Raw genomic sequence first — 20,454 nt, 5'->3', positions numbered from 1 at the left:
CCCGGCCATGTACCGCGTTCTGTTGCCGATCGACGACAGCGAGGCCCGCGCTCGCGCACAGGCAGAGGCCGTCCTCGAGTTACCCCACGCGACCGACGAGATCACGGTCGACGTCCTCCACGTCCACGAGGGGGTGTCGAGCCCCGACGCCGAGTGGGCCGCGGGCGGGTTCTCCGAGGAGTACGCCGAGCAGATGGATGAAAACCTCCGGAATCGGACGAAACTTCCCAACGCCGTCGATACCGCGACCGAGCTGCTCGAGGCGAGCGACGTCGACTACGAAGTTCACGAGTCGGTCGGCGAGCCCGCCGAGACGATCCTCGCGGCCGCCACGGAGCGCGACAGCGACTCGATCGTCATCGGGATCCAGAAGCGTTCGCCCGTCGGGAAGGTGCTGTTCGGCAGTGTCGCCCAGGGCGTGATCCTCGACAGCGATCGGCCAGTAACGACCGTTCCCGCGGCCGAAGAGGAAGAACAGTAGCTACCGCAGACAGGCCGCGACGACCTCGAGCATCCCCTCGCCCTGGACCTCGTCGGCGAACAGCGGCACCCGGCGGACGTCGGTGCCGCGGAACAGCTCCTGGGCCTCCGTCAGCGCCGACTGCTGGACGTCCCAGCGGCGCTGACAGAACTCGCAGCGCTCGAGGTCGGGCTGGAGGAAGTCGCCCTCGACGTCGTCGGTGACGTCGGAGAGGGGCTCCATCACGCGGTTGACGACGACGGTGCCGACCGGAATTCCGAACTCCTCGAGCTGTTCGCGCAGCCGCTTTGACTCGAGGACGCTCATCTCCTCGGGCACGAGCACGATCCGGAAGTCCGTCCGGGCGGGATCCCGCAGCGCGGCCCGCAGTCGTTCGATGCGCTCGCGCAGCTCCTCCAAGTTCTGCAGGTCCGGCTCCTCGTCGGGCATCTCCTCGCCGCCGAACATTCCCTTCATCCCGTCGAACATGCCGCCGATTCGCTGGCGGAATTTCATGATGCGGCCCATCATCGTGTCCATGAGTTCGGGCAGCTGGAGCAGGCGCAGCGTGTGGCCCGTCGGCGCCGTGTCGACGACGACCCGTTCGAACCGATCGTCGTCCAGGTACTCGAGCAGCAGCTGCATCGCGGCGGCCTCGTCGGAACCCGGCATCGGCCCGCCCAGCAGCGACTCCATGGGGGAGTCCTCGCCGAACATCCCCTCGAGACCGCCGAACATCCCGCCCCCCTCGCCCCGTGCCTGCGCCTGGGCGGCGAAGCCGGCGTCCTCGACGGCGGCCTCGGGGTCGATCTCGGCGGCGTACAGCGGGATATCCTCTCGAATCCGGCCCGGCTCCGACGGGATCTCCGTCTCGTAGGTGTCCGACAGCGAGTGGGCCGGATCGGTCGAAACGACGAGCGTCGAGACGCCGCCGCGGGCGCTGTCGAGCGCGGTCGCGGCCGCCATCGTCGTCTTCCCGACCCCGCCCTTTCCGCCGTAGAGCACGTAGTCCGGTCCCTCGATGTCCTCGTCGGACGGGCGAACGGAGACCGTCTCCCGCTCGTCGACCGACTCCGTCGGCGTCACCTCGATCGTGTGGTCCCCGTCGTCGGTCCCCTCCGCGTCGTCCGCTCCTGTCTCGTCGACCGGTTCGACGTCGATTCCGCTCATGCGGACCGGTTTCCCGTGCGCACACGAGTACCCGTCGGTCTCGAGCGAAGGGTCGTACGGGTCAATGACTCATGAAGAATACTAACACGGCTACTTCGATATAAGGTGTTGAGGGTATCCTTATCTGTATGCCCATATTAGTAGCAGCATTTAAGGCCGGTGACAGCATCGGGACACGTGTCCGAAGCTGGTGGTGGCGCTTCGAACGTCCCGATCATGAACGCACAACTCGCCGAACCACGACCCGACGAATCGACCACGAACGACCTCCCGTTCCCCTACGACGGCGACGAACGGGGACTGACCCTTCCGCAGGCGAACGCCCGCGGCGTCCTCCGACCCGAGGACCCGACCGGTGCGGTCGGCGCTGCCGGTTCGACGGACTGTCCCGACTGCGGCGGCGAGACCGTCAACGGCGCGGGGCTGTTCGCGTGTGCGGACTGCGACTGGAGCGGCTCCCTGCGGTAGACGACCGAGTTTTCTCTGCGGTACTCGAGCCCTCGGAGCGACAGTTGCGATGTGAAGCTGTTAGAGCTATTCTACAATAGGTAGTTGAGTTCGGACGGGTAGCTACTCGAAGTACGCCGCGAGTCGCTCCGCGGCCTCGGAGACGCGGGGCGTGACGAGGGCGAAGCGGAGCCACTCGGATCGCGAGTCGCCGAACGCCTCGCCGGGCATCCCCGCAACGCCGGCCTCGTCGATCAGCCGCTCGACGTTCTCGAGGGTTCCCGGGTAGCCCCCGAAGCGGGCCATCACGTAGAACGACCCCTGGGGCGTGGTGTAGTCGGCGCCCGCGGCCTCGAGCGCGTCGGTGAACGTCTCGACGCGCTCGGCCAGCAGCTCCCGGCTCTCCTCGTAGTACACCGGTTCGGTCTCCCTGAGCGCCCGCAGCACCGCGTACTGCGAGGGGCGGCTGCCGGCGACGTTGACCAGCATGTGACGACTCTTGGCGTTCCCGACAAGGTGGGGAGGGAAGATCGCGTACCCGACCCGGAAACCCGTGATCGCCATCGACTTCGAGAAGGCGTTGGTGACGATCCGGTGGTCGGAGTCGACCCCAAGTGCGGAGGCGAACCGCCCCGAGAGGTCGAAGTGGTCGTACACCTCGTCGCTGACCAACAGGGCGTCGTACTCCTCGGCGATCTCGACGAGCTCCCGCACCGTCTCCTCGGGGTAGACCGCCCCAGTCGGGTTGTTCGGCGAGTTGACGACGATCGCGGCCGTCTCCTCGCTGGCCGCTTCGCGGACGTCGGCCGGGTCGAGCTGGCCCGCCTCGTCGGCGGCGACGAACCGCTGACGGCCGCCGAGCATCGTCGTTTTCCCGGGATAGTAGGGGTAGACGGGGTCGGTCAGCACGATTTCGTCGCCGCGGTCGCGCTCGAGGGCTCGCGCCATCGCGAGGTAGTTCGCCTCCCCCGCGCCGTTGGTGACGACGACCTGCTCGACGTCGACGTTCCGCCGGGCGGCGATCTCCTCGCGCAGCTCTCGAAGCCCCTCGCTGGGCGGGTACTGGAACTGATCGGGCTCGAGGTCGGCGTACTCGCGCAGTCCCTCCCGCAGCGCCTCCGGGGGCTCCCAGTCGGGGTTCCCGCTGACCATGTCGATGACGTCCCGGTCGGCCCGGTCGGCGTACTGCATCACGCGAAAGAACAGCGGCGTCTCGTACTCCATGCGGCCCACTGGGTGCTCGCACATCGTCGTTCTTTCGTCGCGCGCTCGAGCCGACCTCGAGGGGGCCCGCGCCGACGCAACCCGGGATTTGAAACCCGCCGGACGCCTCGAGTCACCCATGAACGACGACATCAACCGCGAACTGCCGATGGACGTCGCCGACGTGATGCGGGAGACCGGAGACACGCTCGCGGTCGCCGAGTCCTGTACGGGCGGGCTGATCGGCGCCGCGATCACGGCGGTGCCAGGAGCCAGCGACTACTTCGATTCGGGGCTGACGACTTACGCCTACGACGCCAAACGGCGCCACCTCGGGGTCAGCCGCGAGGCCCTGGACGAGCACGGCGCCGTCTCGGAACCGGTCGCCCGCGAGATGGCCCAGGGGGTCCGCGACGCGACGGACACGACCTGGGGGATCGCGACGACCGGCGTCGCCGGCCCGACGGGCGGTACCGAGGACGACCCCGTCGGCACGGTCTACGTCGGAATCGCCTACGCCGGCCCGTGGGGCAGCGAGTCCTCGTTCGCGACGGTCTCTCGCTACGAGTTCGACGGCGACCGCGCGACGGTACGAGCCAAGACCGTCGATCGGGCGCTCGAGGACCTGCTCGCCGCCGTCGAGGACGTTCGGGGGTAGCGACCGCGCGGCGACTGCGGCGCGGCGAACCGGGATGATTCCTCACCGTTGCTGACCGTCCGCGAGAGAAAACTATTCGAGGGTCCCCCCGCGACGTCCCCCATGAACAAACGGGGGCACGTGCTCAACGCCGTCCTATTGAGCGTCGGGCTCGGAATTTTGCTCGAGCCGGCGGGGGATCTGGGAACGCTCGAGTCCGTCGTCGCGATCACGGTCCCGGTGACGCTGGGTGCGCTCTTCCCGGACGTCGACACCGCCTTCGGCCGCCACCGCAAGACGCTACACAACCTTCCCGTACTCGGCCTGTTCGTCGCCTTCCCGTTCGTCTTCGGCAACCTCCACTACGTCTGGATCGGCGTGTTGACCCACTACGTCCTCGACGTCACGGGGAGCAGACGCGGCATCGCGCTGTTTTACCCGCTCTCGAGCCGGGAGTTCGACCTGCCGACTGGGGTCCCGGTCAGCAGCAGTCGGGCGGATCTGGTGACGCTGTTCGTGACGGGACTCGAGCTCGCGGTCGCCGTCCTCCTGCTCTACGAACTTCCCCGTCGCGGGTTCGACGTCGCGGAGCTGGGGCTCTGGCTCTGAGAACTATCGGCGGTTCGGCGTCCACTCCTCGCAGGCGTCCATGCCCGTCATCGCCTGCTCGTGGCGGGTGCAGTAGGGAACCATCTCTCCCGTCGAGCGAGCGCGGGCGTACTCGAAGTCGCTGCAGCTCCCACAGTAGCGGTCCGTCGGCGCCCGGGGTCGGTCGTCCCCGCTATCGATCAGTTCGGCGTCGGTCCCCTCGGTAGCGGCCGCCGCCGAGGCGGTCTCGGCCGGACCGCCGTCCCGACGTGCATCGGTTCGGGGCTCGATCTCCCCGTCGGGTTGGGCTCCGAGAACGCCGATCCCGCCGAGTCCATCCGCGTCGTCATCGGTGGGTCGCTCCACAATCGTCCGATTGTGGCGAGTGACGTTCAGCTCGAGGGCCCCGCCGGGATCGTTGCGGGTCTTGAAGTTGACGACACCGACGAACAGACACCACACCGCGGCGAACAGCCCGAGGAGGTATATCGCGGCGACCTCGAGGGTTAGGTCGGCACCGACCCCGCGCCAGTGGTAGGGGTACGCGAGCCAGAACAGCGCGACGCCGAGCAGGCAGAGCCCGGCGCCGACCGCGCCGGTGGCCCGAACGCGGCGACTCGCCGGCAGGACGAGGAAGAGCCCGACGAGGGCGACCGGAACGCCGATCCCGGCGAGGACGCCCGCGATCCGGACGGTCGCGTACTGGATCGCCATCTCCCAGTCCGTGAGCGCGGCGACGGCCCCGTCGAGGAGTTCGGTCGCCGCGACGACGACGCCGAGGACGGCGAGGGCGGCGCCGACGGCGACGAGCGCCGTTCCCGCGTGTCGCCGTCGGCGACCCGGCCCCGCCCGCGCGTCGCCTCGGTAGACTTCCGTCAAGCTGGTCATGAACGTATATTTGAACTTCAGTGACAAAACAATAACGTCAGACATAGGTCATATTCTAGAGAGGTATGTAACCCGGGGAAACGAAAGGTTGAATCGCCGGGCTCGAAAACGTCCGGTCATGAGCGATGACGAGGGAGAAGACGAGCCCGCCGTCGAACTCGGCGACCGAACGCCCGTCGAGGGAGCCCCACTGGCCCGCATCAGTTCGCGGCTCTTCTGGCCCAGAGAAAAGAGCGAGATCGACCGCCTCGAGGGCGAGAGCGTCATCCGAACGCCCGACGGCCCGCGGGAGCTCTCGACGGTGCTCGAGGAGGTCGACGAGACCTACTTCCAGCGCCACCAGGAGTTCGAGCGCCACGTTCGCTCGGTCATCGGCACCGGCCCGGTCCCGACCGCCGAGGAGTAACCACCCGTGTCGGCCGAGGGCGAACGGAGCGGCGTCGACTGGCTTCCGGACCGGCTCGACGGGCTCAGCTGGTTCCAGAAGTCGCTGCTGACCGGGGCCGTCCTCACCCTGCTGTGGATGCAGCTGGTGCCCGGCGAACTCGAGCGTCGCGTCGTCGTCGACTCGATCCTGCTGATCGGCGGTCCGCTCGTTCTCGGGCTCACCCACGGCAATCACATCGGCTGGAACGTCAACCGAACCGCCGTCCGCAACGCCGTCTTGCTCTCGCTTTTCGTCCTCCCGTTCTACCTCGTGGGGTCGACGCTCCCGACGATCCGGGCCTTCTATCCGATGTGGGAGACCTCGGCCGCGCCCGGCGAGTTCGTCCCTCACGCGATCCAGCTGTTCGCGCTCGCGCTGGCCGCCGAGACCTACTATCGGGGACTGCTCTGTGTCGGGGTCCGGGAGATCGGGTTCAAGGCCGTCCTGATCAGCCCCGTCGTCTACATGATCCACCACATGTCGAAACCACCCCTCGAGTTCCTGCTGTCGGGACCGACGGACATCCTCTTCGGCGCCGTCGACTACAAGTCCAACTCCATCCTCCCGTCGGTGATCGCTCACGGCGCCGGGCTCGTCCTGCTGGACTGGCTGGTCCTGCACGATCCGCTGTTCGACCCGACGCGCTTTCTCCAGTACCTCGAGTGGCTGCCGATCCCGATCTGAGGACGAACGGCAGCCGCGACGGTGGAGCTTTTGTGGCTCCCGACCGACTGTCCTGATATGAGTCTCCCAATCGATCCGGCCGAGATCGATCCCGACGACGTCGGCGAGAAACAGGCCGTCCTCGAGATGGATCACGAGGAGGCGATCGAACACGTCCGCGAGATCTGCGAGGAGGTCGGCTTCGGCATCCCCGTCGAGTTCTCCCCCTCCGAACTGCTCAACGAGAAGGTCGACGCCGACCGGGATCCCTACTACGTGCTGGGGGCCTGCAACCCCGAGATCGCGGACCGGGCGCTCGACCAGACGATGCGGATGGGCGGGCTCTTCCCGTGTAACGTGATCGTCTGGGAGGAGGAACCGGGTCGCCAGCGAGTGTACCACCTCTCGATCATGAAGATCGCGCGCCTGCTCGACATCGCCCCCGACAACGAGGAGTGGGCCGACATCGTCGACACCACGGGCGACCTCACCGAGGAGGCCTTCGAGAAGTTCGACTCCGTCGACGCCGAGACGACGGACTGAGCCGGCTCGAGACCGTACCGCACGTCCGACGACCGTACGACGGCCGTCGGACGTTACATTAGTATTCTTGAAGGTCAAGATTTACATACATTCATGACGTGCGTAGCGTATGGACGTCAGAACCACGTTCTTCGCCCTCCTCCTTCTCGCCCTCGCGGCGGTCACGACGCTCATCCTCGCGCCGCTGTTACAGTACGTGCTGGCCGCTGCGTTGCTCGCGTTCGTGCTCTACCCCGCCCACGAACGGCTCGAGGGACGAATCGGTTCTCGACCGTCGGCGCTCGCTCTCACCGGCGTCGCCATCGTCGCCGCGGTCATCCCGATCCTCTATCTCTCGATCGTCACCGTACAGACGGTATTTTCCTTTCTGAACCGGTTCGACGAGGCGGCCGCCATCGAGACCGCCAGCGAGTGGGCGATCGGACTCGGGATCGATCCCGAACTGGTCGCGGCGACCCGCGCGCAGCTGGTCGCGGAGGTGAACGGGCTGTTCGACAACGCGGTCGACGTCATGCTGGGTGAGCTGGTCGGGCTGGTGGACGCGAGCATCCGACTGAGCCTCGGGCTGTTGGTCCTCGTCTTCCTGCTGTACTACCTGCTCGCCGACGGGCGGACGTTCGTCGGCTGGCTGGCGGCGGTGGCCCCGCTCGAGGACGAGGTGCGCGACGAGCTGTTCACGGAGGTCGACGTCGTCACGTGGGCGGTGATAAAGAGCCACGTCTTCGTCGCCGTCGTCGAGGGACTGCTCGGCGGGCTCGGCTTCTACCTGCTCGGCGTCCCCAACGTCGCCTTCTGGACGATCGTCATGGTCGTCGTCTCCTTCCTCCCGGCGATCGGCGTCTGGCTCGTCTGGGGGCCCGCCGTCGCCTACCTCCTGATGACGGCGGGCCCGCTTCCTGGGATCGCGTTGCTGCTGTACGGGCTCGCCGTGCTCTCGGTCGTCGACAACTACCTGCGGGCGATCTTCGTCGACCGCCGTACCGGCCTCCACCCCGCCGTCGTCCTGATCGGCGTCATCGGCGGCATCTACCTGCTCGGAATCATGGGCCTGTTCCTCGGACCCGTGTTGCTCGCCGTGTTCAAGGCCGGACTGAACGTCTTCAACGAGACCGCGCTTACGGCCGACGACGTCCGCCTCGAGTCGACCTCCCGAGACGTTCCCGGTGCCGATCCCGGGACGGCCGACGACTGACCCCCGATCGGTGAAGCGGATCGACGGGTACGAGCGCCGATTCCTGACCGGCTGGTCGCCGTCGACGAAAACCCGGACTACTCCTCCTCGAGTTCGGCCAGTCGCTGCTCCGCGTCGTGTCGAATGTACCCCGAAACCACCGCCAGAACGACGACGACGAAGGCGGGAACCCCGACGAGAAGAACGAGCATCGCCAGGATCGGGACGAGGTCGGGACCGAGGAACGGAAGCATGGATCGTCTACGTTCGGCGTCCGCTTAGAGGAAGGGGTTTCGGAATCTCGCGACTCATACGGTTTACTGTAAGTCATTACCGGCGCAACCGCCGCACGGGTCGCGGTTGCGCCGGTACATCGTTACAGCAATCCGTATCAGCCGTCGGTGCTCGAGAAGGCGCTCAGGTTCGACTGCAGCCCCGCGGCGAGTTCGGACTTGCGCCGGAGCCGAGCCGCGGAGATCGGTAGCTGGGGCGCGAGGCCGGCGACCGCATCGTGGAAGGTTTCGGCCTCGCCGTACTTCCCGGCGAGGCCCTCCCTGCCCTCGAGTGACAGTTCGCTGGCCTCGCCCGGGACGCCGTCGAAGGCGTTGCGGACGCTCTCGCGGACCTGCCAGACGCCGACGGGCGCCCAGTAGCGGTCGCTGACCTCCCGGAGCACCAGACACTTCGCCTGGCGGCCGATCGACTCGAGGTACTCGAGGACCCCCAGGCGAGCGGCGTAGTAGGCGCCCGCGGTCTCCTCGACGTAGCTCGTCCGTCCCTCATACCCCTCGCTGGCGCTCTGGAGCCAGACCTCGTCGTCCGGATTGGGGTTCCAGATGCTGCCCGGGGCCTTCATTTCGACGAGCTCGAACTCCCAGGTGCCGGGCGCCAGGACGATCCAGTAGCGGTTGCCCATGTACTCGTTGACCCGCACCTGGACCTCGTCGATGCTCGGCTCGTTCCGGATGCGTCCGCGCAGGAACTGGCCGACCGTGTCGTCGACGGCCGTGATCGACCACCGCGTGGGGACGAGCCGGCGCTGGTCGCGCTCGCCGAGCGCGCCCGCCGAGAGGATCGAGTTGATCTCGTAGACGTCGAACCCGCGCCGGTAGAGGTAGGTCATCGCGCCCTGGGCCTGCCAGTCGTCGTCCTCGAGGGTCTTCTTGACCGGGCGCGGAACGTGGGGATTCTCCCGCAGTTCGGCGTTCCGGGCGTTCACGCGGGGACCGCGAGGGGTCGCGACGTCGGTTCCCGGCTCGAGCCCGAGATCCGGTTTGTCGTCCAGCCCGATCTCGAGGTCGACGGGGCGGTCGGCGATGGCGACCTCCCGCTGGACGCCGACGAACCCGTCCCAGCTGTCGTGGACGGTCGGCGCCAGCCGACTGGCGATGCTCGGGGAGTCGACGTTCGCGCGCTTGTTCGAGTTCAGGAGTCCGGTCCGGCGCTGGAGCACGTCGTCGATCCCGTACCCCTGCCGGTACCAGTCGCCGTCCGTGACGTACTCCTCGGCCGCGCCCTCGTCTCCGACCGGCGAGAGCACCCCGATCGGGATGTCGGGGTAGTTCGAGCGCCCGACGAAGATCGAGGGTGCGGTCGACCCCACGAGGCTGTCGCCCGACAGCGCCCGCTCGAAGTTGCGCTCGAACTCCTCGAGGTGGTCGGTGATCGCGTAGGACTTCTCCTTCGCGAGCCGGCGTCGCTCTGCCTCCTCGTCGGGTTCGAGGCTCTCGATGTAGTCGTCGAGGCGCATTCGAGGAGAGTTCGTCCTACACGGGTTTGAATGTTGAGTTCGACTCGCCTTCGATCGGCAGTAGCGGACGAGGCGATCGCCTCGAGCGGGGTTTCGCCCGGCGAGAACGACCTCGCAAGGGTTAAAAACGACGGGCAAAAAGGGAGGGGTATGAGTACGACGGACGGGCAGGACAGACGCTCCTGTGTCTCCTGTGGAATCAACATCGCGGGCACGAACGCCGCCGCGTTCAAGTGTCCCGACTGCGGCACGCGCGTCTTCCGCTGTGCCAAGTGCCGCAAGCAGAGCAACCTCTACGAGTGTCCTGACTGCGGATTCATGGGACCATAAGGTACTACTACAATGGGTAAAGTCGCTGCCAAAATCAAGGTCATGCCGGACAGCCCCGATATCGACCTCGACGCGCTCCAGGAGCGCCTCGAGAGCGCCCTCCCCGAGGGTGCCAAAATCAACGGCGTCGAGCGCGAGGACGTCGCGTTCGGCCTCATCGCCCTCTACCCGACCGTCATCGTCCCCGACGGCTCGGGCGGCACGGAAGCCGTCGAGGAGAACTTCTCCGAAGTCGACGGCGTCGAGAGCGTCGGCGTCGAGAACGTCGGCCGCATCTAATCCGACTCGAGCGATAGTCGTTTTCCGACCGCAAACCCGGGAGCCGCCGCGCTCGCGAATCGGCAAGACCGACGGGTCTCCGAACGCTTACTTTACCCCTCGAGAAACCCCTCCGGCGTGAACGTTCTGTCGGACCCGACGAAGCGGCGATGGCTGGCGTGGGCCGCGCTGGCGACCGTCTTCCTGCTAGTCAATCTTCACCGGCTCTCGACGGCCGTCATCTCCGAGGAGCTGACGGTCGATTTCGAGACCAGCGCAGCCCAGCTGGGAACGCTCCACGCCTCCTTCTTTCTCATCTACGCGGCCATCCAGATTCCCACCGGCGTCCTCGCCGACCGGCTCGGCCCCCGCTACGTCGGCTCGATCGGCGGGATCGTCCTGAGCCTGGGCGCGGTCGGGTTCGCCCTGAGCGGGAGCTACCTCGCGGCGTTCGCCTCGCGGGCGCTCATCGGGCTCGGCAGCGGCGTCATCTTCGTCTCGATCCTGCGATTCTGTGCCAACTGGTACCGTCCCGACGAGTTCGCGACGATGACCGGGCTGACCGGTAGTATCGCCGGCCTCGGGGCGATCCTCGCGACGACGCCGCTGGCCGTCACCGTCGGTCAGTTCGGCTGGCGATCGACGATCCTCGCGCTCGGCGTCGTCGGCACCGTCGCCGCCGGGGCCGTCTTCGTTCTCGCGCGCCAGTCCCCGGCCGCCGCGGGACTCGAACCGATCGAGGGCGTCCCCGAACAGCCCGACATCACGCTCGCGGAGCTGGGTAACCACCTGCGGACGCTCGCGCGGGATCTCGACCAGTGGCTGCTGTCGATCGTCTTCTTCGCCGGCAACGGCGCGATGTTGACCCTCGTCGGGATGTGGGGCGTCCCCTACATCGTCGTCGTCTACGAACTCGACGTGACGACGGCGTCTTACTTCACCCTCCTCGCGTCGGTCGGCGTGTTGCTCGGCCCGACAACGATCGGCTGGTTCTCCGATCGGATCGAACGACGGCTGCTGCCGATGACCGTCGGGATCGGGCTGTTCGCGGTCGCGCTCGCCGCCGTCCCCGTCTTCGGTCAGCCGCCGCTCGCCGTCGTCGCCGTCTCCTATCTGGCCTGCGGGTTCCTCTTCGGCGCCGCGATGTTGTCGCTGTCAGTCGTCAAGGAACGCTACCCGCCGAGCGCGAGCGGGATCGCAACCGCGACCGTCAACACTGCGGGGTTCGTCGGCGGCACGATCCTGCCGACAGTGATGGGGATAGCCCTCGACGCCTACCAGACCGGCGAGACCGTCGAGGGCACCGTCGCCTACACCGAGTTCGGCTACCGGATCGCCTTCGGCATCCTCGCGGCGACGGTCGCCGTCGGCTTCTGCTGTGCGTGCTGGCTCATGGTGCGGGAGCGGGCTCGATCGCAGTGAGAAAAGCGACGTGGACGGACGTGCCGTCGCGATCGATGGGGCTACTCGTCGTCCTCGATCTGCTGCTGGAACTCCTCGAAGTCGATGTTCTCCTCGAGTTCCTCGAGGGCGCCCTCCATATCAGCGGCGGCGTCGTCCATGTCGCCGAACTCGAGGATGTTCCCCGTCTCCTCGGCCCACTCCTCGGCCTCCTCGTGGGTCGCGGCGTGCTCGGTCGCGGCCTCGAGTTCCTCCCGGACGTCCTCCGGCGTTCCGGGCGGCGCGATCTGGGTCTGACGGAACTCGGTGAGGTAGGCCATGCTGTCGCCGTAGTCGGTGATCTGGTCGATCCCGGGGAAGGCGTCGAGCTCGGTGTCCATCAGGTTGACGACCGCCGAGACGTTGCCCGACTCCTCGGCCGTAATCGCGGAGGTGTTCGTCGCGATGCCCGCGGGCGCCTCGCCGGAGATGACCGCCTCGTTGACCTCGCCGCCGCCGTCGTAGGGGACGACGTTGTCCCACTCGAGGTCGTAGTCGTCCCGGAGCAGGTAGGCCGCGACGTGGCTGTCGTGGCCGACCCCCTGGACCGCGAAGTTCTCGAGTTCGCCGTCGGCGTAGGCGTCCTGCAGGTCGGCGTAGTCCTCGACCTCGTAGTCGTCGTTGACGATGATCGTGTAGCCGAAGACGCCGAAGTACGCGATCGGTTCGAACTCGGTCGGCTCCCAGGCCTCGACGTCCTCCATCCGCCAGGCGAACTGCCAGCTGGGGGTGTTGGCCGTCCCGAACGTGTAGCCGTCGTCGTCCTGGCCGTGGAGCCACTCGATGCCCAGCAGGCTCGCCGCGCCGGCCCTGTTGTCGATCTCGATCGGCTCGCCCAGCTCCTCGCTCATCAGCGGCTCGAGCTGGCGCGCGTAGGTGTCCGTCCCGCCCCCCTCCGACCACGGGATCATCCACGTAAGCGAGTCCGAGGGGAACTCCCCGTCACCCGACTCGTCGTCGAGACAGCCCGCGAGACCGCTAAGCGAGATCGCAGACGTTGCACCGATACCTTTCAGAAGATTGCGTCGGTTCACGACCGACCGTAGCCGCCGAAGCGGTGATAAGGGTGATCGCACCTGCAAGAGTTACAGCTATTTCGTACACGAACGACCATTGGAAGAAGTTGTAGGCGGACGAACGTTTGATAGTTTTGCCCAAGGGTAGATATCCCACGGTCTCGTATGACACGGCCGAGCCGTGAAGCCGCTGGTCAGTCGATCGTCCGCTTCGAGTCGGAATCGACCGCCGTGAGGTACTGCTCGAGCAGGTCCGGAAACTCCCGTCCGCGGATGTACCGCAGCCCGAAATCCTCCGTCCAGTCGATGATTCCCCGGTCCTCCGTGACGACGCCGGCCTCGAGTTCGCGGGCGAGGATCAGCAGGTCGAAGTCCTCCCGGGAGTCGAGCACGCCGGTACGCATCGCGTCGCGGTACTTTTCGCGCAGTTCGGAGATCACCGCGTCGACCTCGGTCTTGTGCTCGTGGTCCTCGAGGAGCTCGTCGGCGCTATCCTCGGCGCGACGGACCGCCCGCTCGGAGACCCGTAACCCGCGATCGACCCGCCCGCTCATCTCGTCGACGAAGCTGTAGACGACGTTAGCGGGGATCGAGACGGCGTACCGATCGGGGTGTTTGCGGATCACCCAGGTGTTTAACTTCGAGTAGACCTCCTCGCTCACGCCGCGGGCCTCGAGCATCGTCGTCAGCTCGTCGTGGATCGTCGGCGGGACGTAACAGGAGATGCCGAGGTTGAGGCGGGCGTTCGCGATCAGCTCGAGCAGCCGGATCACCGCGTCCTCGAGCGACTCGCCGTCCCGGCGGATCTCCTCGGTGAGAAACAGCGACGTGTCGAGGACGAACCGCTGCTTGAACGCGTCGACGGACATGAACGGGGGTACGTCCTCGAGGGAGAAATAGCTGGGTTCGCAGCCGGATCAGGGTTCGTCGGTGTTCGGCCCCCGGGCCCCGAGATCGGCCTCCGAGATCATCTCGGCGCTGGTCGAGGAGAGGTCGACGGTAACGTCCTCGTGGACGGCCTTGCTGATCTCGTCGACGTTGCCCGCGAGGACGGTCATGATGTCCTGCGGATCGACGTACATGAGCATGTTCCCGTCGGGGCCCTCGGTGACGAGCTGGAGGTCGTTGAGTACGATCTGATCGTCCTGGATCGTCGCCGAGACGACCGGCAGCGACTCGGGTTTGCCGGGATCGGTCTCGGTCACCCGACGGATGACGACCTCCTCGAGGTCGATGACCTCCTTGTGCTCGCGGATTCGCTCCGCGCAGGCGACCATATCGTTGATGACCTCGGTGCGACGCTCGTTGCCGTGGTCGCCCTCGAGACAGTGCTGGCAGACGCGGAGTTCGATTCGCATGGCCGCGAGTTGTCGCCGCGCACCGATGAGAATTCCGCTTCGGGACCCCCTTCGGAAGGAAAACTTATTGAGAGCGACTCGACACGATCGGTATGAGCGTTCACACCGCCCTCCAGGCAATCGGCCTCCTCGCGCTCGCCTACGTGCTGTTCGCGGCGTTTCTCGCGCTGGGTCCGATCGGCTGGGTCGCGTTCGGAACCCTGTTCGTCGTCGGCGTCGTACAGGTGTATCGGGAGCGACGGCGAGGTGGGAACGACGACGCCGACTGGCCGAACTACTGCACACACTGTGGGACGGCCCTCGAGTTCGACGCCGACAAAGCCGAGCCCGCGGAGTCGGTCCGGTACTGCGGCGAGTGCGGCGCGCCGGTTCGAGCCGAAATGCGGAACGAAGCCGCCAGTGCGACGGTGAACTGCGCCGACTGCGGCGCCCCGAACGATCCGGACCGAACGACGTGTACCCACTGCGGGCTGGAGCTGTAGCCGGCCCGATCGTCCGTTCCCCTCGACCGCCCCGTCAGTTATCTCGCTCGCCGTAGTACTCCTTCGTGATGAGTGATGCCGAGTACCACAGGCCGCTCGGGATCGGCGAATCCGCGTTCGAGGGCCTCGAGGAGCATCTCGAGGACCGCAGCTACGAGGGCCGGGAGTACCGCCACGTCCCGGACTACCGCCGCGGGATCGAGCGAGGGACCGTCCTGATCGGGGGCGAGGTCGTCCGCGGGTTCCCGAAGGTGCCCCGCACCCTCGTCCTCGAGACGGGAATCCCGACCCAGTTCGAGGATCGAGTCGTCGTCGAGGAGAAGCTCAACGGCTACAACGTCCGGGTCGTCCGCATCGAGGGCGAGCGACTGGCGTTTACCCGCAGCGGGATGGTCTGTCCCTTTACTACGCGGATCATAGGGCGGCTGGTCGACCTCGAGGACCTCTTCGACGACCACCCGGAGGCGATGGTCTGCGGCGAGATGATCGGCCCGGAGAATCCCTACACCGCCCACGACTACCCCGAGGTCGACTCGCTCGCGTTTCGGGCGTTCGACTGGCGGGATCGGCAGTCCGGCGACCCCCTCCCCGTCGAAGCGCGCCGCGAGCGCTACGATCGGTACGGCGTCCCCCAGACTCGGCTGTTCGGCAGCTACGACGCCGACGAGGCCGCGGACGAGGTGTTACGGATCGTCGAGGACCTCGAGACCGAGAGCCGGGAGGGCGTCGTGATGCGCTCGCCCGACGCGACGACGCTGCTGAAGTACACGACGTCGGCCTCGACCCGCAGCGACCTCGCGTACGCGTTCTCGCTGCCGTTCGACTACGGACAGCCGTTCATGTTCCGACGGCTGTTGCGGGAGGGGTTCCGAACGATCGAGGTAGACGGGAGCGACGAGGACGCCCGCGAGCGAGCTCACGAACTGGGCGAGGCGATCCTACTGTCGATGCGCGAGGCCATCGACACCGTCAACGACGGCGGGACGGTCGGCGAGCGCCACACCGTCCGCGCGAGTTCCGAAACGGTCGAGGCGCTGCTCGAGCACCTCCGCAAGCAGGGACTGACCCTCGAGATCGAGGCCGACCGCCGGGAGGACGGCGATCGGGTCCTCACCTTCCGCAAGCGGGTCCAGTCGAGCAACGACAAAATCGAAAACTACCTCGAGGGCCACGTCGTCACGGAGTAACGGCGAGGCGACGTTAGTGCAGTTCGTCGCTCGGCTCTCGGCGTGAGCGCACCGCCACGGCGCACAGCAACGCGCCGCCGAGCACCCGGATCGGATCCCAGACGAGGAGGTGGCCCCAGAACTCTCGAGCGTCGATTCCGGCGGGAGTGACGACGCCGACGAGCACGAGCAGTTTCGCCGCGATCCCGACCGTACCGTACAGCACTGAGAGCGCGCCCAGTCCGCCGACCGCGACGACGCGGACCCGGCGCGAAATCCGATCTCCCCACGGTCGGACCAGCGGGAGCGCCAGCACGGCGGGGACGAGTTTCAGGACGCCCGTCGCCGCGACCGTCGCGACGAACCAGGGCTCTCGCTCCGCCGCGAGCGCCCCGGTACCCTCGCCGAGCGTCGAGACCCCGATCGTTCCGCCGGCCGCCCAGTAGAAGCTGAGCGCCGCGAACGCGACCCACCACCCGGCCACCGCGTACGCGATCCGCACCGTCGACGAGCGGTGAGACGCCACGTCGTCGTCCCGCTACTCGAGCGAGGAGCATAGCGCTATCAGTCGGCGGCGTGTTCGACGGTCACGCCGAGCCGACGACGTCGCTGCGCTCGACGGGCGTTTCGGGCGAACCCCGGTGCTCCGTGGTCTCGATTAACCGCGCAGTTCCTCGTGGATCTCCGCGAGTCGCTCGCTCCCGGCCTCGACGTGGCCGCCGTGGAAGCAGACGACCTGCTCGACCTCGAGGTCGGCGAGCCGGCCGACCGACTCCGCTGCGCGCTCCATATCGGGCGTAAACTCCGGTTTCGGGCCCGACAGCGGTTCCTCGCCATCCGCGACGAGCGCGTCGCCGGCCAGCAGCAGGTCGTGATCGGAGAAGTGCAGGGAGACGTGACCCGGGGCGTGGCCGGGCGTCTCGACGATCTCCATCGGCCCCGCGACCGTCGGTACCCGGGCGCCGCCGCCGAGTTCCAGATCGACCGGAGCCGGTCGGTACACGTCCAGGTCGCCCTTGATCGGGTCCCGGTCGCCGGTGACGTAGGGCGCCTCCTCGCGGTGGGTCGCGACGATCGGATCGACCCGCTCGAGCAGCTCCCCGAGCCCGCCGACGTGGTCGCCGTCGTGATGCGTGAGGAGCACGAGCCAAACGTCCTCGAGCTCGAACCCCAGCCCGCGGAGGTGTGTTCGAAGCCCGTCGACGGCGCCAGGCGGGCCGACGTCGATCAGGACTGGGCCGCGGTCGGTCTCGACGGCCGTCGGGGTGATCGTCAGCTCGCGCCCGCCGTAGTCGACGGTGATCGGCAGGAGGTAAACGCCGGGGTCCTCGCTGTCGGCACTCATGGCTCGCGGTTCGACGAGACGATAGGAAAGCGTTGTGTCCGCCGAGGCGTCTCGGTCTGCGAAGACGGACGTCGGCTCGAGGGAAACGGCGGCTGGGAGTGCGATCTCGTCGTTCGAACCTGGTTCGAAACCGGATTATCGGATTCGTTGTTACGAACTGCGAGCGGAGCGTCCGATCGCAAGTCTGCAGCCCTGGTTAACCCACCACCGAGCGGGACCGAAAAGGCAAGGCGCTCACGATACGCACGACGACAACAGTCCACCTCGCACGAACACAGGGGTTCCCACGTCCTCCCCAGCCGATTCACTCGGTCACTTCGTTCCCTCGTTCATCCCTCGCACGGGTGTGAGCGACGGCTCACAGTTCGTTCGCCGTCGCCCAGCGTGCGCCGCCGCGACGCGGAGTGGCCGATTCGTTCGAGACGTGATTCCCCTGCTCCTAACAACGATTCGTACGACAACGAACGCGTCCGACTCTCTGCTATGAGTGTAGTGCCGACTCGATGGCCGTCTCGAGGTCGGCGATCAGGTCGTCGGCATGCTCGATCCCCACCGAGACGCGAACGAGGCCGTCGGTGAGTCCGGCCTCGAGCCGTTCTTCGCGTGGAATTGCGGCGTGGGTCATCGGCGCGGGCTGTTCGATCAGGCTCTCGACGCCGCCGAGGCTCTCCGCGAGGGTGAAAATTTCCGTACCCGAGACGACCTCGCTCGTCTCCTCGAGGCTCGCGTCGAGTTCGAAGCTCAGCATCCCGCCGAAGTCGTCCATCTGCTCGCGGGCGATCTCGTGGCCGGGGTGAGAGTCGAGCCCGGGGTAGTAGACCCGATCGACGTCCGGGTGGTCCTCGAGCCACTCCGCGATGGCGCGGGCGTTCTCGCAGTGGCGATCCATCCGGACGGGCAGGGTCTTGGTCCCCCGGAGGACGAGAAACGACTCGAAGGGACCCGGCGTCGCGCCCACGGCGTTCTGGTAGAAGCCGAACCGTTCGTCGAGATCGGCGTCGTCGGTCAGCAGGGCGCCCCCGACGACGTCGGAGTGGCCGCCGAGGTACTTCGTCAGCGAGTGCGAGACGATGTCGGCGCCCAGCTCGAGCGGGCGCTGGAGGTACGGCGTCGCGAACGTGTTGTCGATCGCACACAGCGCGTCGTGGGCGTGGGCGATCTCGGAAGCGCCCTCGACGTCGACGATCGACATGAGCGGATTGGTCGGGGTCTCGAGCCACAGCAGTTCCGTCTCCTCGCGGAACGCCGACTCGATGGCGTCGAGATCGGTCATGTCGACGAACGAAAAGTCGATATCGTAGTCCTCGTACACCTGCGTGAAGATCCGGTGGGTGCCGCCGTAGACGTCGTTGCCCGTCACGACGTGGTCGCCGGCCTCGAGCAGGTTGAGGACCGTGTTGATCGAGGCCATCCCGCTGGCGAAGGCCCGGCCGTAGTCGGCGTTCTCGAGGGAGGCGAGGTTCGCCTCGAGATCCGTACGCGTAGGATTGCCGGTCCGGGAGTACTCGTAGCCGCGGTGCTCGCCGGGCGCGTCCTGCTGGTAGGTCGAGTTGGCGTGGATCGGCGTCATCAGCGCACCGGTATCCGCGTCGGGTTCCTGTCCGGCGTGGATCGATCGGGTCTCGAACCGGAAGCGGTCGTGCTCGTCGCTTGCGGGGTCGTCGTCCATATCCGGCCCAACGAGGTCGGGGAGGGTTACTCTTGCCGTTCGCTCTCGGTCGGCGACGGCCCCGCTCGAGGAACAAACGTGCGTTTTATAACTGTCACGAGGTAAGGGAGCCGTACGACTATGCCGAACTCTAATGGACCTCGCCAGGGAACCCGGGACAAGCTTTCGAACGATCCGCGAAGCCGCGGCGCCTCCCCGCCGCAGCGAGCGATTCAGCAGTACGATGAGGGACAGAAAGTCCACCTGAAGATCGACCCGAGCATCCAGAACGGGCGCTTCCACCCGCGCTTCGACGGTCTCACCGGCGAAGTCGTCGGGAAACAGGGCAACGCCTTCAAGGTGCAGATCACCGACGGCGGCAAGGACAAGACCGTGATCGTCACCGCCGCCCACCTCCGCGCACAGGACCAGGACGAAGTTCAGGTCTGAGAACCGATGACGATCTTCAAAGAGATCGTCGACGAGGAGTTCCTGACCGTCTCGGAAACGAAGGAACTGCTCGCCGACATCGAGACCGAGCGCGCGATGGACGAGGACCGCGAGCTGCGCTACGAGCTCGCGCGAGCGATCGAACACGCCAACCGCTTTGCGGTCCTCGAGCCCGAGGAGTCTCGCGAACTCGTCGCGGACTTACAGGAACTCGAGTACGTCGACGAGCCGACGGCCTACAAGATCACCGACCTCCTGCCCCGCAACCGGGACGAGCTCCGATCGGTGTACGCCCAGCAGCGCTACTCGCTGTCGGGCGACGAACTCGACGAGATCCTCGACGTCGTCGCGAAGTACGCCTGACGGCGGGCCGATTCTTTAAGTGTAACGTCGCCGTACCCTCGGCCAATGAGCGAAGTCGATAGCGACGAGACGGACGTTCGACGCGCAGTCGTGTTGGACTACCTCGCACACGGGCTCTCCGGCGACGGCCGACCGCAGTACGCGAAGTCGCCGGCGGGGTACGCACTGGACGTCGAGGACTTCGGACTCTACCAGGTCGCGTTCGACGAGGACACCCGACTCACCATCGGGAGCGAAGTCGTGATCGAACCATCCGACGAACGGGACGTCGTCGTCGACTGCCAGGAGGTCGAGTACGGAGCGCTCTCATCGGGTGCACAGACCGAACTCGAGTACGTCGTTGAGGACCTCGTCGAGGAGGACGAGGAGCGATTCGTCGACTTCTACAACGACGCCCAGCCGATCACGCTGCGGCTCCACCAGCTGAACCTGCTGCCGGGGATCGGCAAGAAGCTTCGAAACGGCATCCTCGACGAACGGAAGCGAAAGCCCTTCGAGAGCTTCGAGGAGCTCTCCGAACGCGTCTCGGGTCTCCACGACCCCAGCGATATCCTCGTCGAGCGCATCCTCGAGGAGCTCCGCGACGACGATCTGAAGTACCGCACGTTCGTCGGCCGCCAGCAGGAACAGGAGTAATCACCGGGCGCTGGG

Annotated in this window: 27 protein-coding genes; 16 read left to right on the top strand and 11 right to left on the bottom strand. The window is 66.8% G+C overall.

Annotation, left to right across the window (positions count from 1 at the left end; genetic code table 11):
* Positions 1-7: 7 nt before the first annotated feature.
* Positions 8-481 carry a universal stress protein gene (locus ACFEMD_RS04545; RefSeq protein WP_394739724.1) on the top strand — a complete coding sequence of 158 codons (474 nt, stop codon included), beginning with the start codon at positions 8-10 and terminating at the stop codon, positions 479-481.
* Here the strand turns inward: ACFEMD_RS04545 and ACFEMD_RS04540 are convergent, their stop codons facing one another.
* On the bottom strand, positions 482-1,630 hold the full coding sequence (locus ACFEMD_RS04540) for an ArsA family ATPase (protein ID WP_394739723.1): 1,149 nt from the start codon (positions 1,628-1,630) through the stop codon (positions 482-484).
* 216 nt (positions 1,631-1,846) lie between these two features.
* Between ACFEMD_RS04540 and ACFEMD_RS04535 the strand changes: the two genes are divergently transcribed.
* Entirely contained in the window at positions 1,847-2,098 is a 252-nt protein-coding gene (locus ACFEMD_RS04535) for a hypothetical protein (protein ID WP_394739722.1), read from the top strand.
* Between the two features lie 102 nt (positions 2,099-2,200).
* Here ACFEMD_RS04535 and ACFEMD_RS04530 read toward each other — a convergent pair whose 3' ends face one another.
* Positions 2,201-3,301 carry a pyridoxal phosphate-dependent aminotransferase gene (locus ACFEMD_RS04530; protein ID WP_394739721.1) on the bottom strand — a complete coding sequence of 367 codons (1,101 nt, stop codon included), beginning with the start codon at positions 3,299-3,301 and terminating at the stop codon, positions 2,201-2,203.
* A gap of 118 nt (positions 3,302-3,419) precedes the next feature.
* Here ACFEMD_RS04530 and ACFEMD_RS04525 point away from each other — a divergent pair, with 118 nt between their 5' ends.
* The gene (locus ACFEMD_RS04525; protein WP_394739720.1) at positions 3,420-3,938 is read left to right on the top strand and encodes a CinA family protein; all 519 of its coding nucleotides are present in this window, start codon (positions 3,420-3,422) and stop codon (positions 3,936-3,938) included.
* 102 nt (positions 3,939-4,040) lie between these two features.
* Positions 4,041-4,526 (top strand): metal-dependent hydrolase, encoded by a 486-nt coding sequence (locus tag ACFEMD_RS04520; RefSeq protein WP_394739719.1) that lies wholly within the window; start codon positions 4,041-4,043, stop codon positions 4,524-4,526.
* A 3-nt stretch (positions 4,527-4,529) separates the two neighbouring features.
* Here the strand turns inward: ACFEMD_RS04520 and ACFEMD_RS04515 are convergent, their stop codons facing one another.
* Complete coding sequence (locus ACFEMD_RS04515) at positions 4,530-5,393, bottom strand: DUF7139 domain-containing protein (RefSeq protein WP_394739718.1); 864 nt, start codon at positions 5,391-5,393, stop codon at positions 4,530-4,532.
* A gap of 118 nt (positions 5,394-5,511) precedes the next feature.
* Here ACFEMD_RS04515 and ACFEMD_RS04510 point away from each other — a divergent pair, with 118 nt between their 5' ends.
* From ACFEMD_RS04510 to ACFEMD_RS04495, 4 genes are all read left to right on the top strand, one after another.
* The gene (locus tag ACFEMD_RS04510) at positions 5,512-5,799 is read left to right on the top strand and encodes a DUF5789 family protein (protein ID WP_394739717.1); all 288 of its coding nucleotides are present in this window, start codon (positions 5,512-5,514) and stop codon (positions 5,797-5,799) included.
* 6 nt (positions 5,800-5,805) lie between these two features.
* The gene (locus ACFEMD_RS04505) at positions 5,806-6,504 is read left to right on the top strand and encodes a CPBP family glutamic-type intramembrane protease (protein ID WP_394739716.1); all 699 of its coding nucleotides are present in this window, start codon (positions 5,806-5,808) and stop codon (positions 6,502-6,504) included.
* A 57-nt stretch (positions 6,505-6,561) separates the two neighbouring features.
* On the top strand, positions 6,562-7,026 hold the full coding sequence (locus tag ACFEMD_RS04500) for a DUF302 domain-containing protein (RefSeq protein ID WP_394739714.1): 465 nt from the start codon (positions 6,562-6,564) through the stop codon (positions 7,024-7,026).
* Between the two features lie 109 nt (positions 7,027-7,135).
* Positions 7,136-8,218, top strand: coding sequence for an AI-2E family transporter (locus ACFEMD_RS04495; protein WP_394739713.1), 1,083 nt, complete (start codon positions 7,136-7,138; stop codon positions 8,216-8,218).
* 77 nt (positions 8,219-8,295) lie between these two features.
* Here ACFEMD_RS04495 and ACFEMD_RS04490 read toward each other — a convergent pair whose 3' ends face one another.
* Both ACFEMD_RS04490 and nreA read right to left on the bottom strand, forming a co-directional pair.
* Positions 8,296-8,451, bottom strand: a complete 156-nt coding sequence (locus tag ACFEMD_RS04490) for a hypothetical protein (protein WP_394739711.1) — start codon at positions 8,449-8,451, stop codon at positions 8,296-8,298.
* A gap of 137 nt (positions 8,452-8,588) precedes the next feature.
* Complete coding sequence (gene nreA / locus ACFEMD_RS04485; RefSeq protein WP_394739709.1) at positions 8,589-9,947, bottom strand: DNA repair protein NreA; 1,359 nt, start codon at positions 9,945-9,947, stop codon at positions 8,589-8,591.
* 150 nt (positions 9,948-10,097) lie between these two features.
* On the opposite strand from nreA, the gene ACFEMD_RS04480 reads away from it, so the two are divergent.
* From ACFEMD_RS04480 to ACFEMD_RS04470, 3 genes are all read left to right on the top strand, one after another.
* The gene (locus tag ACFEMD_RS04480; RefSeq protein WP_394739708.1) at positions 10,098-10,277 is read left to right on the top strand and encodes an HVO_2753 family zinc finger protein; all 180 of its coding nucleotides are present in this window, start codon (positions 10,098-10,100) and stop codon (positions 10,275-10,277) included.
* Positions 10,278-10,289: 12 nt separating this feature from the next.
* The gene (locus tag ACFEMD_RS04475; protein WP_005560032.1) at positions 10,290-10,556 is read left to right on the top strand and encodes an elongation factor 1-beta; all 267 of its coding nucleotides are present in this window, start codon (positions 10,290-10,292) and stop codon (positions 10,554-10,556) included.
* A gap of 117 nt (positions 10,557-10,673) precedes the next feature.
* The gene (locus tag ACFEMD_RS04470; RefSeq protein ID WP_394739707.1) at positions 10,674-11,957 is read left to right on the top strand and encodes an MFS transporter; all 1,284 of its coding nucleotides are present in this window, start codon (positions 10,674-10,676) and stop codon (positions 11,955-11,957) included.
* Positions 11,958-11,998: 41 nt separating this feature from the next.
* On the opposite strand, the gene ACFEMD_RS04465 is transcribed toward ACFEMD_RS04470, so the two are convergent.
* From ACFEMD_RS04465 to ACFEMD_RS04455, 3 genes are all read right to left on the bottom strand, one after another.
* Positions 11,999-13,009, bottom strand: a complete 1,011-nt coding sequence (locus ACFEMD_RS04465; protein WP_394739706.1) for a Bug family tripartite tricarboxylate transporter substrate binding protein — start codon at positions 13,007-13,009, stop codon at positions 11,999-12,001.
* A gap of 176 nt (positions 13,010-13,185) precedes the next feature.
* Positions 13,186-13,860, bottom strand: coding sequence for an RNA ligase partner protein (locus ACFEMD_RS04460; RefSeq protein ID WP_394739705.1), 675 nt, complete (start codon positions 13,858-13,860; stop codon positions 13,186-13,188).
* Positions 13,861-13,908: 48 nt separating this feature from the next.
* Positions 13,909-14,349 (bottom strand): hypothetical protein, encoded by a 441-nt coding sequence (locus ACFEMD_RS04455; protein WP_394739703.1) that lies wholly within the window; start codon positions 14,347-14,349, stop codon positions 13,909-13,911.
* 92 nt (positions 14,350-14,441) lie between these two features.
* Here ACFEMD_RS04455 and ACFEMD_RS04450 point away from each other — a divergent pair, with 92 nt between their 5' ends.
* Together ACFEMD_RS04450 and ACFEMD_RS04445 are read left to right on the top strand one after the other, a co-directional pair.
* Positions 14,442-14,831, top strand: coding sequence for a zinc ribbon domain-containing protein (locus ACFEMD_RS04450; RefSeq protein ID WP_394739702.1), 390 nt, complete (start codon positions 14,442-14,444; stop codon positions 14,829-14,831).
* Positions 14,832-14,899: 68 nt separating this feature from the next.
* The gene (locus ACFEMD_RS04445; RefSeq protein ID WP_394739701.1) at positions 14,900-16,018 is read left to right on the top strand and encodes an RNA ligase; all 1,119 of its coding nucleotides are present in this window, start codon (positions 14,900-14,902) and stop codon (positions 16,016-16,018) included.
* Between the two features lie 13 nt (positions 16,019-16,031).
* On the opposite strand, the gene ACFEMD_RS04440 is transcribed toward ACFEMD_RS04445, so the two are convergent.
* The 3 genes from ACFEMD_RS04440 to ACFEMD_RS04430 form a co-directional block, all read right to left on the bottom strand.
* Positions 16,032-16,523, bottom strand: coding sequence for a DUF3995 domain-containing protein (locus tag ACFEMD_RS04440; RefSeq protein WP_394739700.1), 492 nt, complete (start codon positions 16,521-16,523; stop codon positions 16,032-16,034).
* Positions 16,524-16,655: 132 nt separating this feature from the next.
* A complete protein-coding gene (locus ACFEMD_RS04435) occupies positions 16,656-17,342 on the bottom strand; it encodes an MBL fold metallo-hydrolase (protein ID WP_394739699.1) in 687 nt (228 codons plus the stop codon).
* A 481-nt stretch (positions 17,343-17,823) separates the two neighbouring features.
* A complete protein-coding gene (locus ACFEMD_RS04430; RefSeq protein WP_394739698.1) occupies positions 17,824-19,011 on the bottom strand; it encodes a cystathionine gamma-synthase in 1,188 nt (395 codons plus the stop codon).
* Between the two features lie 120 nt (positions 19,012-19,131).
* Between ACFEMD_RS04430 and ACFEMD_RS04425 the strand changes: the two genes are divergently transcribed.
* Genes ACFEMD_RS04425 through ACFEMD_RS04415 form a run of 3 tightly spaced genes read left to right on the top strand, consistent with a single transcriptional unit; the run spans position 19,132 to position 20,439 of the window.
* Positions 19,132-19,440 (top strand): 50S ribosomal protein L21e, encoded by a 309-nt coding sequence (locus tag ACFEMD_RS04425; RefSeq protein ID WP_394739697.1) that lies wholly within the window; start codon positions 19,132-19,134, stop codon positions 19,438-19,440.
* 6 nt (positions 19,441-19,446) lie between these two features.
* Positions 19,447-19,803 (top strand): RNA polymerase Rpb4 family protein, encoded by a 357-nt coding sequence (locus ACFEMD_RS04420; protein ID WP_394739696.1) that lies wholly within the window; start codon positions 19,447-19,449, stop codon positions 19,801-19,803.
* Positions 19,804-19,848: 45 nt separating this feature from the next.
* Positions 19,849-20,439: a DUF655 domain-containing protein gene (locus tag ACFEMD_RS04415; protein WP_394739695.1), complete on the top strand. Its 591-nt coding sequence runs from the start codon at positions 19,849-19,851 to the stop codon at positions 20,437-20,439.
* Positions 20,440-20,454: the final 15 nt, after the last annotated feature.

Source organism: Natronococcus roseus, from assembly GCF_043677095.1.
Classification (GTDB): domain Archaea; phylum Halobacteriota; class Halobacteria; order Halobacteriales; family Natrialbaceae; genus Natronococcus; species Natronococcus roseus.
The sequence above is the reverse complement of the archived record's forward strand: the minus strand, read 5'-3'. Positions and strand labels throughout refer to the sequence as shown.

Coding starts and splice junctions, on each gene's coding strand:
- ACFEMD_RS04430 (WP_394739698.1), bottom strand. CDS start 19,011: ATGGACGACGACCCCGCAAGCGACGAGCACGACCGCTTCCGGTTCGAG.
- ACFEMD_RS04460 (WP_394739705.1), bottom strand. CDS start 13,860: ATGTCCGTCGACGCGTTCAAGCAGCGGTTCGTCCTCGACACGTCGCTG.
- ACFEMD_RS04415 (WP_394739695.1), top strand. CDS start 19,849: ATGAGCGAAGTCGATAGCGACGAGACGGACGTTCGACGCGCAGTCGTG.
- ACFEMD_RS04545 (WP_394739724.1), top strand. CDS start 8: ATGTACCGCGTTCTGTTGCCGATCGACGACAGCGAGGCCCGCGCTCGC.
- ACFEMD_RS04495 (WP_394739713.1), top strand. CDS start 7,136: ATGGACGTCAGAACCACGTTCTTCGCCCTCCTCCTTCTCGCCCTCGCG.
- ACFEMD_RS04450 (WP_394739702.1), top strand. CDS start 14,442: ATGAGCGTTCACACCGCCCTCCAGGCAATCGGCCTCCTCGCGCTCGCC.
- ACFEMD_RS04510 (WP_394739717.1), top strand. CDS start 5,512: ATGAGCGATGACGAGGGAGAAGACGAGCCCGCCGTCGAACTCGGCGAC.
- ACFEMD_RS04475 (WP_005560032.1), top strand. CDS start 10,290: ATGGGTAAAGTCGCTGCCAAAATCAAGGTCATGCCGGACAGCCCCGAT.
- ACFEMD_RS04445 (WP_394739701.1), top strand. CDS start 14,900: ATGAGTGATGCCGAGTACCACAGGCCGCTCGGGATCGGCGAATCCGCG.
- ACFEMD_RS04490 (WP_394739711.1), bottom strand. CDS start 8,451: ATGCTTCCGTTCCTCGGTCCCGACCTCGTCCCGATCCTGGCGATGCTC.
- ACFEMD_RS04420 (WP_394739696.1), top strand. CDS start 19,447: ATGACGATCTTCAAAGAGATCGTCGACGAGGAGTTCCTGACCGTCTCG.
- ACFEMD_RS04520 (WP_394739719.1), top strand. CDS start 4,041: ATGAACAAACGGGGGCACGTGCTCAACGCCGTCCTATTGAGCGTCGGG.
- ACFEMD_RS04540 (WP_394739723.1), bottom strand. CDS start 1,630: ATGAGCGGAATCGACGTCGAACCGGTCGACGAGACAGGAGCGGACGAC.
- ACFEMD_RS04480 (WP_394739708.1), top strand. CDS start 10,098: ATGAGTACGACGGACGGGCAGGACAGACGCTCCTGTGTCTCCTGTGGA.
- ACFEMD_RS04435 (WP_394739699.1), bottom strand. CDS start 17,342: ATGAGTGCCGACAGCGAGGACCCCGGCGTTTACCTCCTGCCGATCACC.
- ACFEMD_RS04455 (WP_394739703.1), bottom strand. CDS start 14,349: ATGCGAATCGAACTCCGCGTCTGCCAGCACTGTCTCGAGGGCGACCAC.
- ACFEMD_RS04535 (WP_394739722.1), top strand. CDS start 1,847: ATGAACGCACAACTCGCCGAACCACGACCCGACGAATCGACCACGAAC.
- ACFEMD_RS04525 (WP_394739720.1), top strand. CDS start 3,420: ATGAACGACGACATCAACCGCGAACTGCCGATGGACGTCGCCGACGTG.
- ACFEMD_RS04515 (WP_394739718.1), bottom strand. CDS start 5,393: ATGACCAGCTTGACGGAAGTCTACCGAGGCGACGCGCGGGCGGGGCCG.
- ACFEMD_RS04500 (WP_394739714.1), top strand. CDS start 6,562: ATGAGTCTCCCAATCGATCCGGCCGAGATCGATCCCGACGACGTCGGC.
- nreA (WP_394739709.1), bottom strand. CDS start 9,947: ATGCGCCTCGACGACTACATCGAGAGCCTCGAACCCGACGAGGAGGCA.
- ACFEMD_RS04530 (WP_394739721.1), bottom strand. CDS start 3,301: ATGGAGTACGAGACGCCGCTGTTCTTTCGCGTGATGCAGTACGCCGAC.
- ACFEMD_RS04425 (WP_394739697.1), top strand. CDS start 19,132: ATGCCGAACTCTAATGGACCTCGCCAGGGAACCCGGGACAAGCTTTCG.